Source organism: Cellulomonas sp. NPDC089187 (assembly GCF_040685135.1).
Taxonomy (GTDB): Bacteria; Actinomycetota; Actinomycetes; order Actinomycetales; family Cellulomonadaceae; genus Cellulomonas.
Window position 1 is genome coordinate 248,278 of record NZ_JBFBHI010000003.1, and the last position, 14,074, is coordinate 262,351.

The 14,074-nt window shown below is 72.0% G+C and carries 11 protein-coding genes, 1 tRNA gene and 1 pseudogene; 7 read left to right on the forward strand and 6 right to left on the reverse strand.

Annotated elements, in window-relative coordinates; genetic code table 11:
* Window positions 1-8: 8 nt before the first annotated feature.
* Window positions 9-101 (forward strand): annotated as a pseudogene (locus AB0N78_RS09430) (FmdB family zinc ribbon protein); the annotation flags it as partial.
* A 62-nt stretch (window positions 102-163) separates the two neighbouring features.
* Here AB0N78_RS09430 and AB0N78_RS09435 read toward each other — a convergent pair.
* Window positions 164-400: a hypothetical protein gene (locus AB0N78_RS09435; RefSeq protein ID WP_363389921.1), complete on the reverse strand. Its 237-nt coding sequence runs from the start codon at window positions 398-400 to the stop codon at window positions 164-166.
* Between the two features lie 185 nt (window positions 401-585).
* Here AB0N78_RS09435 and AB0N78_RS09440 point away from each other — a divergent pair, with 185 nt between their 5' ends.
* The 3 genes from AB0N78_RS09440 (at window position 586) to AB0N78_RS09450 (ending at window position 2,082) form a co-directional block, all read left to right on the forward strand.
* On the forward strand, window positions 586-1,248 hold the full coding sequence (locus AB0N78_RS09440) for an SAF domain-containing protein (RefSeq protein WP_363388919.1): 663 nt from the start codon (window positions 586-588) through the stop codon (window positions 1,246-1,248).
* A 37-nt stretch (window positions 1,249-1,285) separates the two neighbouring features.
* Window positions 1,286-1,825 carry a large conductance mechanosensitive channel protein MscL gene (mscL, locus tag AB0N78_RS09445; protein ID WP_363388922.1) on the forward strand — a complete coding sequence of 180 codons (540 nt, stop codon included), beginning with the start codon at window positions 1,286-1,288 and terminating at the stop codon, window positions 1,823-1,825.
* 62 nt (window positions 1,826-1,887) lie between these two features.
* The gene (locus AB0N78_RS09450) at window positions 1,888-2,082 is read left to right on the forward strand and encodes a hypothetical protein (protein ID WP_363388925.1); all 195 of its coding nucleotides are present in this window, start codon (window positions 1,888-1,890) and stop codon (window positions 2,080-2,082) included.
* A 62-nt stretch (window positions 2,083-2,144) separates the two neighbouring features.
* Here AB0N78_RS09450 and AB0N78_RS09455 read toward each other — a convergent pair whose 3' ends face one another.
* The 4 genes from AB0N78_RS09455 to AB0N78_RS09470 form a co-directional block, all read right to left on the reverse strand.
* Window positions 2,145-7,064, reverse strand: coding sequence for a hypothetical protein (locus tag AB0N78_RS09455; protein ID WP_363388928.1), 4,920 nt, complete (start codon window positions 7,062-7,064; stop codon window positions 2,145-2,147).
* 516 nt (window positions 7,065-7,580) lie between these two features.
* Window positions 7,581-9,725, reverse strand: coding sequence for a DEAD/DEAH box helicase (locus tag AB0N78_RS09460; protein WP_363388931.1), 2,145 nt, complete (start codon window positions 9,723-9,725; stop codon window positions 7,581-7,583).
* Window positions 9,726-9,791: 66 nt separating this feature from the next.
* Window positions 9,792-9,864, reverse strand: a tRNA-Arg gene (locus AB0N78_RS09465).
* 27 nt (window positions 9,865-9,891) lie between these two features.
* Window positions 9,892-11,103: an EAL domain-containing protein gene (locus AB0N78_RS09470; protein WP_363388933.1), complete on the reverse strand. Its 1,212-nt coding sequence runs from the start codon at window positions 11,101-11,103 to the stop codon at window positions 9,892-9,894.
* Between the two features lie 108 nt (window positions 11,104-11,211).
* Between AB0N78_RS09470 and AB0N78_RS09475 the strand changes: the two genes are divergently transcribed.
* Together AB0N78_RS09475 and AB0N78_RS09480 are read left to right on the forward strand one after the other, a co-directional pair.
* The gene (locus tag AB0N78_RS09475; RefSeq protein ID WP_363388936.1) at window positions 11,212-11,649 is read left to right on the forward strand and encodes an OsmC family protein; all 438 of its coding nucleotides are present in this window, start codon (window positions 11,212-11,214) and stop codon (window positions 11,647-11,649) included.
* Window positions 11,646-12,359 carry a hypothetical protein gene (locus AB0N78_RS09480; RefSeq protein WP_363388939.1) on the forward strand — a complete coding sequence of 238 codons (714 nt, stop codon included), beginning with the start codon at window positions 11,646-11,648 and terminating at the stop codon, window positions 12,357-12,359. Before AB0N78_RS09475 ends, AB0N78_RS09480 begins: the two co-directional genes overlap by 4 nt.
* Window positions 12,360-12,413: 54 nt before the next feature.
* Here the strand turns inward: AB0N78_RS09480 and AB0N78_RS09485 are convergent, their stop codons facing one another.
* Complete coding sequence (locus AB0N78_RS09485) at window positions 12,414-13,400, reverse strand: aldo/keto reductase (protein ID WP_363388942.1); 987 nt, start codon at window positions 13,398-13,400, stop codon at window positions 12,414-12,416.
* Window positions 13,401-13,499: 99 nt separating this feature from the next.
* Between AB0N78_RS09485 and AB0N78_RS09490 the strand changes: the two genes are divergently transcribed.
* Complete coding sequence (locus AB0N78_RS09490) at window positions 13,500-14,045, forward strand: hypothetical protein (protein ID WP_363388945.1); 546 nt, start codon at window positions 13,500-13,502, stop codon at window positions 14,043-14,045.
* Window positions 14,046-14,074 lie beyond the last annotated feature (29 nt).

The following is a 14,074-nucleotide window of genomic DNA, read 5'->3' on the forward strand; positions in this document are numbered from 1 at the left end:
GACGAACAGTGCCGACCTACGCCTACACCTGCACCGAGTGCGGCCACTCCTTCGACATCCACCAGTCGTTCAGCGACGACGCGCTGACCGAGTGCCCGAACTGCGGCGGCAAGCTCCGCAAGGTGTTCTCCAGCGTCGGGGTCGTGTTCAAGGGCTCGGGCTTCTACCGCACCGACTCGCGCTCCGGGTCGACCTCCAGCAGCGCACCGGCCGCGAGCAGCTCGTCCTCGACCGGGGCCTCGTCCAGCGGCGGGTCTGCGGGTTCGGGGACCGGATCGTCGGCTGCGGCGTCGGGGTCGACCTCCTCCGCTTCGGGGTCGTCGGGTTCCGGGTCGTCCAGCAGCGCCGCGCCCGCCGCGAGCTGACCGGCCTCCCACGGGCGCGGGCCGACCGACCGCACGCCGGACCCCCGATCTCACGAGGATCAGCCCCCACGGTCGTCCGGTGCGTCGGCGGACCACGGCGACCAGCTGTGCGCGTGTCCGAGCCCCGCTGACGTGTCCACAGTCGTCGAACCGCGGCGGTCGTCCCCAGGTGTCGCCGCACCGCGATCATCGAGGCAGCGGTGATGCTTAGCGTCCCGGCATGGACCGACCTTCCCTCGACCCGCGCCACGGCATCCCCCGGTTCCGGCCCAGCCTCGGGGTGCGACGGCTGATCTGGCGCGCTCGTCGACCCGCCGCCGCGATCCTGTCCGCCGTGGCCGTGCTGATGGTCGCTCAGGTGCTGCGCTCCCCCGGTCCGCCGAGAACCGCCGTCGTGGTGGCCGCGGATGACCTCCCAGCGGGCACCGTCCTGACCGCCGATGACCTGACCACGCGCGCGCTCACCACGGCCACACTGCCGACCGGCACCCACACCGCGTCGGACGGCCTCATCGGTTCCCGCACCGCCGTGCCGCTCCCCGCCGGTCTGCCCCTGGTCGACGGACTGCTGATCGGACCCGACGCCACCGTGACCGGGCCGCCGGGCACCGTGGTCGTCCCCGCCCGGTTCGCCGACCCGGCGGCGGCTGCCCTGCTCGCGGCCGGACGCCGGATCGACGTGGTGGCCGTCGACCCTGGTTCCGCGCCACGCACCGTCGCGACCGGCGCGTTGGTCCTCGCGGCCCCGGAGACCAGCGCAACGGACACCAGCGGGTCGGTCGACTCCCCCGGCCCGGTCCTGCTCGCCGTTGACCCCGAACAGGCGGTCGACCTCAGCGCCGCCAGCACTTCTCACGCCCTGGCCGCGGTGCTCGTGGAATGATACGGACGAAAGCCGCGAAACGAACGGAGCGAGTGCGATGAGCGACACGGTCAACAAGGGGCTGCGGGCCGCCGGCGAACGGGCCAAGGGGTTGGGCTCGGTGTTTCAGGGCTTCAAAGACTTCGTCTCCCGGGGGAACGCGGTCGAGCTGGCCGTCGGTGTGGTCATCGGTGCCGCGTTCGGCACCGTGGTCGCCGCCGTGCAAGACGGGCTGATCTCCCCACTGATCGCGATGATCTTCGGCAAGCCGGACATCTCCGGCCTGTGGGTGATCGGCCCGATCAACGAGGCCACGATCAACATCGGGCTGATCCTCAACGCGCTGCTGCAGTTCCTGATCACCGCCGCGGCGATCTACTTCGTCATCGTGTTGCCGCTGAACAAGCTGGCCGAGCGCCGCAAGAAGGGGATTGAAGAGGAGCCGGCCCGACCCTCGGAGGACATCCTGCTACTCCAGGAGATCCGCGATCTGCTGGCCGCCCAGTCCAGCGCCGCCCTGCGCGCCGACACCAACCAGACCCCGCTGCCCGGCACCCCGGAGGCCCCGGGCAGCGCCGGTGGTGCGCACCGCGCCTGACCCCAGACCGAGGGGCCCGTCACAGACACCTGTGGCGGGCCCCTCGGTGCGATGATGGGCCGGTGACCGACTCCGCCGATCCCGCCCCACCGCAGTCCACACCCCGGCGTCACCGTCGTGCGGTCCGCCGCGGCGGTGAGACCCAGGACCAGGTCACCCCCCAGCGCAGCACAGACGACGGGGACACCGGCTGGGGCGAACGACCTGCGGACTCGAACGATGAGCGACTGCTCCGGGACGTGCCCCCGCACTGGTGACCTGCCGGGCCGCTCCGCTCAGCGCTCGGCTGCTCGCGAAGGTCAGTCGGCTGCCCGCATGGTCAGCCGAGCGCCCGACGCACCGCCGCCGTGACCACGGCATCCACCCGGGCCCCGCGCCGGGTGACGCCGAGTTCCAGCCGGAGCTCCGCCGCCAGCTGCGACTGCGTGCGCTCCTGGCCGTCCGCCAGCATCCACGCGACCAACTCATCCAGCTGATCGTCGGAGTACGCGCTGATCGGCAGTCCGGGCCGCACATCGGGACGCGGACCCGGGCCGTCACTCGGAGCAGGCTTCGGGATGATCGGCAGCGCACCGGTCATCGTCGCCGCCGCCTCCATCACGCCCGGGATGTCCGCCGCGACCGCAGGAAGCGCCCCGGTGCGCGGGCGAGGGTCAGCAGCCCGGGAGCCGGACGACGCCTCGGTCGTCGAGTCGGCGCTGGTCGAACCGACACCGCCGCCCTCGACCGCGGAGCCGGGTTCCGCCGACTCTGCTGACACTGTTGACACCTGTCCGGACGGCGCGGCCCCGGCTGAGCCGGTCGTGGATGCGGCACCCTCGGCGGCTTCGCGTGCGACCGTGGTCGGCTCGCCGGACGGGAGCGACCCGTCAGCCGGGAGTTCAGCGTCGGTTCCGTAGCCCGGCACCGTCCAGGTCGGAGCGGTGAGTGCGGGGGCTTCCCCCGAGCGAGCTCCGCCACCGACCGGCAGTCCAGCATCAGTGGGCAGTCCGATCACGGAGATGGCACCGGTGGACGGTGCGACCTCCGCCTCGGAGGCGGGCACCACCGGGACGTCGGGCAGCAGAAGCATGGCCCGCTGGCGTCCGGTCCGGGCCCGGTCGAGCTCCTGGTCGGCCACCGCATGCACAGCGCGGCGGATCCGGTTGACCTCGGCCTCCGGATCGATGAACGCAGCCACCGACCACACCCGGACCACACTCCACCCCAGACGTTCCAGCCGCTCGGGCACCTGACGGTCCCGGACCCGGATGCTGGGCTCGCGGACGTAAGCGTCGTCGTCGGTCAGCACCGCCACCAGCAGGCGACCGGGCAGGTCCGGATGTCCGACCGCCATTGGCAGTCGCAGACCACCAGGAAGGCCGTAGTCCAGCTCGACCACCAGGCCGTGCCGCCACAGCCGCTCGGCCAGGTCAACCACCAGACGGTCGGTCTCGGACTCGCTGGGCTCCTGCTCAGTCAGCGGAGCGGAGAGGGCAGCGGTCACCGCGTTCGCCGGGGAAGCAGCCGGGACCCCAGCGCTGGCACCGCCCTCCGTGGGAGCCGCGGCGGTGGCCGTCGCGGCGGTGGCACCTTCCGCCGAGGCCGCAGTGCCGGAGCCGGAGCCGGAGCCTGCGTCCGTCGCCGACGCCGCAGCGCCGGTGCCAGCCTCCGTCGGAGACTCAGCGCTGACCACCGCGCCGGTGGCGGAACCGGTCGATCGAGCGGCGTCCGTGTCCTCGGCAGAGGCGACCGGCTCAGGCTCGTCGCTCCCGCGTGCCGGGTCACCAGCCGCCTCCGCGACCATGCTCGCCAACAGCTCCGGGTCCCCGGCCGCACGCCGCTGAGCGAAGCGCAGCAGGTCGGCGTACAGCCGCGGACCTGCCCCGCGCAGCCGCTCGGGGTCCAGCTGGTCGGCGGTCAGGCAGCTGACCAGGTCCAACCGGTGCCGGGTCACGCCCAGCGCGGCGAGCAGCAGACCGTCGCCGCCGTCGTCGCTGATCGGGCCGAAGCGGTGCAGCACCCGACCATGCGGGGTGCGCCCGAAGCCCGGGGACAGGATGACCGCATCCCGACGCAGACCGGCGATGCTGGTCAGGTCGGTGACGACGAAGGGTTCCGGACGCCCGGAGTCCAGCGCGGCGGCCAGGGCGGGATTGCCGCGCACCTGGGAGAGCACCGCCTCGCGGATCTGCGCGGTATGCAGGGCTGAGGCCGTGATGACCGCCAGCGACTCCTCGGGCCGATCGAAGGCGTGCGCGGCGACCAGCTCCACCACCCGGTCGACCTCGGCGCGGGTGCTCTGCACGCTGCCGGAGTCATCGGGCATGCCGGTGCCGTCAACCGGGTGGAATCCGACCGCCGCAGCCTCGGAGGGCAATGGGGTGGGGCTGAGCACACCGGCATACCCGTGCCCGGCCAGGAACGCGGTCAGGTACGGGTCGCGGCGCGAGCCGTCGGCATGCAGGGCGACCCGCGGCAGTACGTCCGCCAGTTCGGTCACCGCGGAGCCGGACGCGCACCGCGGATCGCCGAGGACGACGACCTGACGTCCGCGGGCCAGCGCGGGCAACACCACCTCGACCGGGAGGTGATCGGCGGCGTCCAGCACCACCAGGTCGACGGTGCGGGTGGCGGGTAGCACCTGCGGGACCAGCATCGGAGCGGCGGCCAGCACAGGGCGCAGACGACGGGCGACATCGCCGTAGCGGCTCATCGCTTCCAGCAACCCGCTGAACCGGTCCTCGACCAGTTCCCCGAACAACGCCTCGGTCTGCTGCGGGTGCTGCTGCATCGCCGAGCGAGTGTGCGCGGCGGCCCGCGCCCGGACCGGACCGGAGAGCGACTGGGTCTGCGCCAGATCGAGCTGGCGGAACTCGGCAACCAGTCGACCCAGGCTCCGCCCGTCGTGGCCCGCCAGCGCGGGATCAGCGGTGATGATCTGCTCGAAGACCGTGCTCCACCAGGCGAGTTCCAGCTCCGGGCCGACCAGCCAGGCCGGGACCCGGCGGTCGGCCAGGTCGTAGAGCAAGGGTTCCAGACCGGCGGCGCGCAGGCCCCGGACCAGCCGACTGCGCTCGGGAACGGCGGGCAGCGAGTCCGCCCCGGCCAACAGGCGCTCCATCCGCTCGGTGATCTGCCGGATCGGCGCACCGAGCAACTCCCCGCCCTCGGGGGTGGTGGCGAGCACCGGGGACAGCGCCTCCAGGTCCGCACTGATCTGCTGGTGCTCGGCGTCGATCCGGGCAAGGCCTTCGGGCAGGCGCGGCCAGCCTCCGGCAGCGCAGTGCTGCCGCCAGATCTCGCTCTGGTGCTGGGCCTCGGTCAGCGCGTCGTGCAGGTTGTCGACGTGACGGCCGGGGCGCAGCAGGTCCTTGGCCTGCTTCTTGAGGCGACGGCGCAGCCAGTAGCCCATCGGCTGGTCGTGCTCGGTGCGCCAAGCCTTGCTCGCGGTCGCAGCGACCAGGTCGGCCACGCTCCGTTCGAAGACCAGCGGCTGGAAGTCGTCCAGCACCCCACGAACACCGGCCAGCACGGTGAGCTGCTCGCCCCACTCGCGCACCGAGGTGGCCGGGGTGAAGCCGGTGGCCTCGGCGATCTCGGCGATCCGGCGCTGCACGGCAAGCAACCCGTCCGGACCGGCCAGCCGTCGGACCCGGTCCAGAGTCGCCTGTGCCTGCTCGGCGGTGTCCAGCGAGGCGCCGTACCAGGGCGTGTCCACCGGGCGCAGCGTGAACGCGCCCACCTCGGCGGCCGCGTGCAGTTGCGCGGCGAGTTCGGTGCGACGACCCTGGTCCAGGTCACGGGCCACGGCCGGGTCGAGTCGCACGGTCGTGCTGGGAGTGGGCCGGGCGGCGGTGAGTGCGGCGAGGGCCTGGAAGGCGTCGTAGGCGGACACCCCCCACGGTTCACGAGTCAGGTGCAGGCCGGACAGGTACCCGCGCAGCCGCTCCCGGTGCGCGACCAGCGAGGCGCGCAGGTGGGCGGTGCGCGCCGGGTCGCCCGGGTCCGCCTCAAGGGTCATCGCACCCAGCAAGCGTCGACCGGCGGCGGAACGCCACCCGGCGTCCGGGGCAATGTCCAGCAGCACATCGCCGACACCGAGCCGGTCCAGGCGGTCGGCCAGCGCAATGGCGGCCCGTCGGTGCCCGGGCACGTAGAGGACGGTGCGACCGTCGGCGGCGGCATCGGCGACCAGCGCGGCCACGGTCCCGGTGACGTCACTGTCGGCAGGGGCGTCGACAAAGACGTGCCCACCGGCGGCCACCACATCCAGGACGTGCTGCTGCGCCGGGTCCAGGTCCCCGATCCCCCGCTCGGTAGCCGGATCGCGGTCACCGGTCACCGGGGCGGGCAGCGCAGTGGTGGGCATCGCCTCCGGCGCACCGGCCAGTGCGGCGACCAGCTCGTGCCGTTCCAGACCTGGGGCCAACCGGTCCAGGTCGTCCACCAGCACTTGTCCGGGGTGGACGAAGGTGCCAACCACGATCCGATCGGTCAGGTGGAAGTCGTCCAGCACCGCCGTCCCGAGCGAGTTCAAGCGGTTCAGCGCGTCTTGCGGGTCGAATCCGGAGCCGGTGAAGGCGCTGCGAGCCACCGCGCCCGGGTCCAACAGTGCACCCCGACTGCGCAACGCGCGTGCCAGGACCGGGTTGACCTCCAGGGAGGGCTCCAGGCTCAGCTCGTAGTCACTCTCCGCCGTACCGCGGGCTTGCAGAGTGACCGGGCGCAACAGCACCGGGGCGCGCACCGTGCGACTGACCGGTGCCTCCTCCTGCTCCGGTGTGGCGTCAGTGCTGCCGGGGCGGGTGGCGGTGGCCAGGGCAGCCACGTCGTCGGTGGCGGCGTCCGGGGTGGTGCGCTCGGTCCAGCTGGCCAACCCGATCGCCAGGTAGGTCGGCGCGATGCCGTACTGCTGCGCATAGGTGGCGGCTCGGGCAGAGACGGCCCGTGCCCGTCGGCGCGCGGAGCCCAATGCGCCGTCCTCGCGCACCAGGTTGGACAGCCGGGTCGGACGCCCGGCGAACAGCTGGGCGATCCCCGACGGGTGCGCCACCGACAGGTCCAGGGCGGCGTCACCGAGCAGCCCGACATCGGCCAGCGTGGACCCACCTGCCGCCTCGACCAGAGCCTCCCGCCAGGTGACGACGGACTGCGCCACCAGCTCGGCGGCGTCAGCCTGCTCGGCTTGCTCGACGGGGGCGGGACGGGTCACGTCGTCGCCCTCCGACTGCTCGTTTCGGCGCGCGGGGACATTCACCCTGAAACGCTAACCGTCGGGGCTCCGCATGGTCGGGCGGCACGCCGCTGCGCCGGTGATCATGCGGAAGTTGCCGGTTCGATCCGGGCCGTTCGTCATGATTCGGCCGAGGTGTGCACCTGCCTGAGCGGTGACCTGCAAGGCCGGATGTGAGGACAGTGCGCGCCGCGCAGGGGGCAGGCGACGCGCACCGTCTGCGGAGAACTATGGCCCGAGGATGTGCAGCGGTCAACTATCGCGGGTGAGCGCTCACACAGCGTGGTCACAGCGTTCCGGTGTGTGCCCTGGTGCCGTCCCAGGGTCGGTGATTGACCTCACGTCCACCCGAGTGAATCGAGCGGGAAAGAGAAAGATCGGCGGAGCCCGTCAGCCGCAGCGGGCCCCGCCGACAGGGATATGTCTACGGCACCGATTCGACCGATCGGGCGCGGCTAGGTAGCGACGCCGGGGCACGTGAGGGGCACAGCGGTGTCGAGTGAGTAGCACCGGGCAGGTGCCGGTGCAGACCCGCGCGAATCACGCACCGGCGAGCGCAGCGGTCAACAGTCGCACCAGTGCCTCCACCTGCACATCGGTGGATGACCCGGATTCCTCCTCGTCCGCCCCGTCCAGCGCGCGGGCCGCCAACGCCGACTTGGCGTCGATCAGCTCCGCGATGGTCGAGTCGATGGTCTGCGCCGCGATGATCCGCCAGGCAGTGACCGGCTCGGACTGGCCGATCCGGTGGATGCGGTCAATGGCCTGGGTCTGTTCGGCGTCGGTCCAGGACAGCTCGGCCAGCACCAGGTTGGAGGCCACCTGAAGGTTCAGCCCGACCCCCGCGGCCATCAGCGAACACACCGCGATCGAGACCTCCGGGTCCTCGACGAAGGACGCGATGTTCTTATCCCGCACCCGGGTCGTCTGATCCCCTCGGATCGAGGCGAAGCGGATCCCCCGGTCGGCAAACTGCTGCTCTGCGGCGTCCATCACGTCCACGTGCCGGGCGAAGAACACCACCTTGCCGACGTTGCGGGCCAACTGGGCGGCGTAGTCCGCGGCCAACCCAGCCTTGGCCTGCCCGATCCGGCGGACCATGGTGAAGACGTTCTCCCCACCGGTCTTGGAGCTGGAGTCCTTCAACTCCCCCGCGGCCACCCGGCGCGCCAGCTCGTGATCGATCGGATCCGAAGGGTCGCCGCCGTGCGCCTCCACCGCGGCGCGGTACCGCGCGACCAGCCGTTCGGCCAGCGCGGTCTCCGCGGAGCGGATCGACCGGCTCGCTGCGCTGTCGAGCTCGACCGGCAGGTCGGCCACCCGGCGGGCGGGGATGTCCGCCACGACATCGACCTTGCGCCGCCGCACGATGCCCATGTCGATCACCGCGGAACGTGCCTCGGCATAGAAGCCCGGGTCGGCCGGGGTTAACCCGGTGTCCTCCAACGTGCTCATCAGCCGACCGAGCGGCTTGGCATCATCGATCCAGCCCAGGAACTGCCAGATCGCCCGGAAGTCCTCGATGTCGTTGATCAGCGGCGTGCCGGTCAGCGCCATCATCAGCGGCCGCGGCGCACGGTCCCGAATCCGCTCGGACAGCGCCAACACATGCTGGGAGCGTTGCGAGCCCTTGTTCTTGATGAAGTGCGCCTCGTCCACCACCATGCCGCGAAACCCGAAGTCGCCGAGCCAGCCGACGTGTCGGTCCAGCACCTCGTAGTTCACGATCACCACATCGGCGAAGCCGTCGACGGTGCTGCCGTCACCGTGCACCACGGTGGCCTTGCGCTGCGGAGTCCACAGCCCCACCTCATGGGCCCAGTTGGTCTTGACCACGTTGGGGACGACCACCAACAACGGATAGGCATCGGCAGCCTGCGCGGACAGCAGCGCCTGCGCGGTCTTGCCCAGACCAGGCTCATCAGCCAACAGATAGGTGCGATGCCCCTGCGCGGTGGCCTCGACCACCTGCGCCTGGTGCGGCATCAGGGTGCGGCCGATGGGCGCGGAGACCCAGCCGGGCTGCGGCAGATCCATACATGCCGGCTGCCCGGTGGCCGCCCGCTCGAAGGACCGGAACAGCGGGTCCAACAGCTCCCATCCGGCCAGTCGACGGGGTTTGCCCGCGGCCTTCTCCGCCGCCGCCTCAAAGTCGGGTGCCAGGAACGGATTCGCCAACCGTCGGGCCACCACCGACGGCGGCACCACTTGGGGCGCACTGGTGAACACCGGCATGGTCGGCGCGATGGTGGGCTGCAGCTCCGGCTCCTCCGGCGGCTCCATCCCGGCATCGCGCAGCAGCGTCGCCTTGAGCTCACGCGCAGCATCCGAGACCCGGGCGTCCTCGGCCAGCAGTTGCAGCAGCGAGGTGTCGCGGGCGGCAATCTTGGCCAGCTGGGTCGCCACCCCGTCCAACCGCTTGAGCTGCTCGGTGCGCTTGGCCGCCGACAGCTCGCCATCCGCCTTGACCCGGGCGCGTTCCTCCCGCACCAACAAGGCCACGACCTGGAACTTGGTCTTGACGGTGGACCGGATCGGGGGGCGTTGCACCGCGCGGTCGACCTCCCGGGTCACCTCCGCGAGGATCGGGATCAGCCCCTCCTCGGACCGCCGAGGCGCACGACGACGCTGAGCGCCGGACGCCGTGCGTCCACGCCCCGAACCACGCTGGCCTGCTCGAGCCACTTACCCTCCTTCAGCGCCACCGCGACCGCGGGGCAGCACGCCGGTGACGGCGCAACGACACACGTGTGCGCCTGGGCAGATTCGAACTGCCGACACCCGCTTTAGGAGAGCGGTGCTCTATCCCCTGAGCTACAGGCGCATGCGCCAGCGGACCGGCGCAGCCCGCTCAGCCTACCGGTCCGGCCAGCTCCCACGCCGGAGCCCCGAACAGGTACCCCTGCCCGTAGGTCACGCCGAGGTCCAGCAGTGCCCGCCGTTCCTCCTCGGTCTCGACGCCCTCGGCGACGAGCCAGGCCGCGAGCGCCCCGGAGAACTGCTCCACTGATCGGACCAGGGCCTGGCGCACCGGGTCGTCGTCCACACCCCGGACCAGATCGATGTCCAGTTTGATCGCGGTGGGGCGCAGCCGGAGCACGTGCTTGAGGCTGGCGAAACCCGCACCGGCGTCATCGACTGCCACCCGCACCCCGGCGTCCTTGAGCCGGTCGGTGATCTCCACCAGGGGGTCGTAGTCGTCGACCGGGGAGTGTTCGGTGAGCTCCACCCCGACCCGGGCGCCATACGGGAGCAGCAACTCGGTGGCGCGGTGATCCAGCAGGGCGTCGGCGGACAGGTTGATGCCCAGCCAGACGTCCTCGGGCACGTCGTCCAGGCGGCGCAGCGCGCAGTGCGCGGCCAGCAGCTCCAGGTCCACGGCATCGCCCCCGGAGGCGGCCGCGGCGAAGGCGACGGTCGGGTTGGGGAACCAGCGCTGGTCGAAGCGGGCCAGCGCCTCCACGGCGACCATCTGCCGGGTGTCCAGGCGGACGATGGGTTGCAACGCCATGCGCAGATCGCGGCGCGCCAGCACCTCACGGATCCGCTGCACCCGTTCGACTGCGGCGGCCCGGTGCGGCAGACCGAAGACCCCGACCCGGTCCTCGACCAGCGCGGCGGTCAGGTTCATCACCCGGACCGCGTCCGCGTCGAGCAGGGGGTTCTCGCCCCGGTTCAGGCAGCACAGCATCCCGACCGGCTCGCCATCGGGCCCGCGCAGCGGAGCACCGATGTAGGCACCGATGCCCAGGTCGTCGGTGACCGGGAGTTCTCGGGTCACCGGGTGACGGCGGGCCGCGGGGATCGCCTGCGGCAGCGAGCCCTGGGCCACGCGCAGGCAGTAGGTCTCCGTCAGCGCCCGCTCATCCCCGGCGATCATGTCCATCGGCCCGGTGCGGTCGCTGGTGGCGAGCACGATCTGGGTGTCCACGGTGAAGGCGGACAGGAAGGCGATGTCCATGCCCAGGTGTTCACGGACCCGGTCCAGGACGCGCACCACATCGGCTGCCTCGTCCACCCGGTCCTCCTCGACCGGGACATGCGTCTGTCCGACGACGTTCATGCAGCGCCCCCTGTGCCCCCAGTGCATCGCGTCAGGGGGCACACAGTAGTCATGCGCTGCCCGCCCGCCACACGAGCCGCCTGACCGGAGTAGTGCAAAGATGCCGGGATGACAGAGGTTCAGCCCGCGAATGCCGCCGGGACTCGGCTCTGGGTCGAGCGCACCGGCACCCGGACCTACACCGGACGCAACAGCCGTGGTGCCGAGGTGGCGATCGGCCCCGTCGAGGGCGGTGCGGTCTTCACCCCTGGTGAGCTGCTCAAGGTGGCGCTGGCCGGCTGCTCCGGGATGAGCGCCGATCACGCCATCGCGCACCGGCTCGGGGACGACGTGGCGGTGACCCTGGACGTCGAGGGCCCCACCCATCCCACCGAGGACCGTTACCCGCAGCTGCACGAGCGCCTGGTGGTGGACCTGTCCGGTCTGGACGACGCCGCCAAGGAGCGGCTGCTGCGGGTGGTGCACCGCGCGGTGGACGAGCACTGCACGGTCGGGCGCACGCTGACGGCCGGGGCCGAGGTCACTTTGGATGTGGTGCAGCCGTGAGCCGTCTTCTGGATGCGGCACTGGAACGTGCGGTCACGCTGCCCTCCAGTGCGATCCACAGCCATGTGGACCAGCTGCGCCGCAAAAACCCCGAGGCCTCCCCCGCCCAACTGATCGCCCTATTGGAGAAGGAGTACCTGCTGATCGTGCAGGGCTCCGGTGGCGCAGTCGGGGCGGCCGCGGCAGCTCCGGCGGTGGGCACCGGGGTGGCCTTCACGCTCACCGCGGCGGATGTCGGCACGTTCTTTGCGGCCTCGGCGGCGTTCAGTCTGGCCGTGGCCAGCGTGCACGGGATCGAGGTGCAGGACGCAGACCGGCGACGGGCGCTGCTGCTGGCCACGATCCTCGGCGAATCCGGGGCGAAGGCGGTGGTCGAGTCCGGGGCGATGACCGGGCTGCGCGGCATGCGGGTCGGCCAGGCGCTGCTGACCCGGATGCCCACCGGCACCATCGCCCGGGTGAACAACCGGCTGACCCGGCGGTTGGTCCGTCGTCAGTTGGCCAAGCACAGCGGGGTGGCGGTCGGCCGGATGGTGCCCTTCGGGGTGGGCGCGGTGGTCGGGATCGCCGGGGCGCGGGCGCTGGGGCGCACCGTGATCGACGGCGCGCGGGAGGCCTTTGGCCCCGCGCCGGCCGCGTTCACCACCAGCCCGGTGCGGGTGGTGGAGACCGGCAAGGAGCCGCAGCTACTCTCCGACCGCCCGACCTGATCGGGCCGGGCCCCGACCTGCGGAGCCCGGCGCGACCGGGTCAGGACGACCGGGTCACCACCGACCGTGCACGTGCTCGCGGATCCGCTGGTCGTAGATCCGTTCCAGCGCGGCCAGCTGTTCCGGGCTGAGCGCAGGCAGGTCGCCCACCGCGGCATTGGCCCGGGCCTGCTCGGCGTTGCGCGCCCCGGGGATCACGGTGGAGACGCCGGGCTGGTCCAGCACCCAACGCAGGGCGAACTGGGCGGTGGTCCAGCCCTCCGGGGTCAGGGCGGCAACCTCCCGCGCGGCCTGGACGCCCACTTCGAAGGGCACTCCGGCGAAGGTCTCCCCCACGTCGAAGGCGTCGCCGTTGCGGTTGAAGTGTCGGTGGTCGGTGGGCGCGAAGGTGGTGTGCTCGTCGTAGCGTCCGGAGAGCAGCCCGCTGGCCAGCGGCACCCGGGCGATGATCGCCACCCCGGCCTCGGCAGCGGCGGGCAGCACCCGCTCCAGCGGCTTGCGGCGGAAGATGTTCACGATGATCTGCACACTCACCACGCCGGGGCGGGCGAGGGCGGTCAGCGCCTCGTCCACGGTCTCCACTGAGACGCCGTAGCCCGTGATCCGACCCTCCTGCACCAGGGTGTCCAGGTCGTCGTAGGTCTGCTCGCGGCCCAGCACCGCGGTCGGCGGGCAGTGCAGCTGGACCAGGTCCAGGGTGTCGACCCCGAGGTTCTGCCGAGACCGGTCGGTCCAGGCCCGGAACGCATCCAGGGTGTAAGCCTCGGGTACATGCGGGTCGGTACGGCGGCCCATCTTGGTGGCCACCGTCGGGCGCGGGGCAGTGTGCTCGGCCAGGAAGCGTCCGATCAGCTTCTCGCTACGACCGTCGCCATAGACATCGGCGGTGTCGAGGAACGTCACCCCGGAGTCGACGGCCGCGGCCAGCACGCCGAGCGCATCGTCCTCGTCGACCTCGCCCCAGTCCGCGCCGAGCTGCCAGCACCCCAGGCCGACGGCGCTGGTGGCGCGCTCGGCCCTGCCCCACGTCGTTGTCTGCATGGGCAGCAGGCTAGCCCGGCGGGTCGCGCTGGCAGGCAGCAGCAGGGCGAGGAAGATGGCGTCGGGTCCGTGTGCCGCACCGGCCCCGAAGGAGCCGCCGTGTTCAGCCGCAGCCGCACGCGTGTTCCCACCGCTCGGGTGGAGCAGGTGCTCCCACTCGCCCCGGATCGGGCCTGGCAGCTGGTGGCCGACGCCCGGCACCATGCGCGGTGGGTGCCGCTGACCCGGGTCGATCTGGCCTGCGCAGATCCGACGGCGACGGGTGGCCCCGGGCCCGGGTGGCGGTGGCGCGGCCCCGACGAGCCACCCGCAGCCGGTGACCTGGTGGTGGCGGTCTCCGGCCCGGGCGCGCGTCGCGGGGCGCGGGGACTCACCGACCGGATGCGGATCGAGCGCTATGAGCCGCCACTGGACACGGTGCCCGGAACCGCGGTGTTCGTGAAACTCGGGCCGGTGCTGGGCGGCACTGCCAGGATCGTGGTGACCCCTCAAGCGTCGGGCACCGGGGTGACGTGGTCCGAGCAGGTGTACCTGCGCGGCCTGCCGCCGGTGCTCACCGAGTGGGCCGGCGCTGCGCTGATCCATGCGATGTTGGTCCTGACGCTGCGTCGCCTCCGTCGCGACGCAACGAATCGCCCTCTCTGACCCGTTGCGCGCAAAGAATCGTTTGTGGC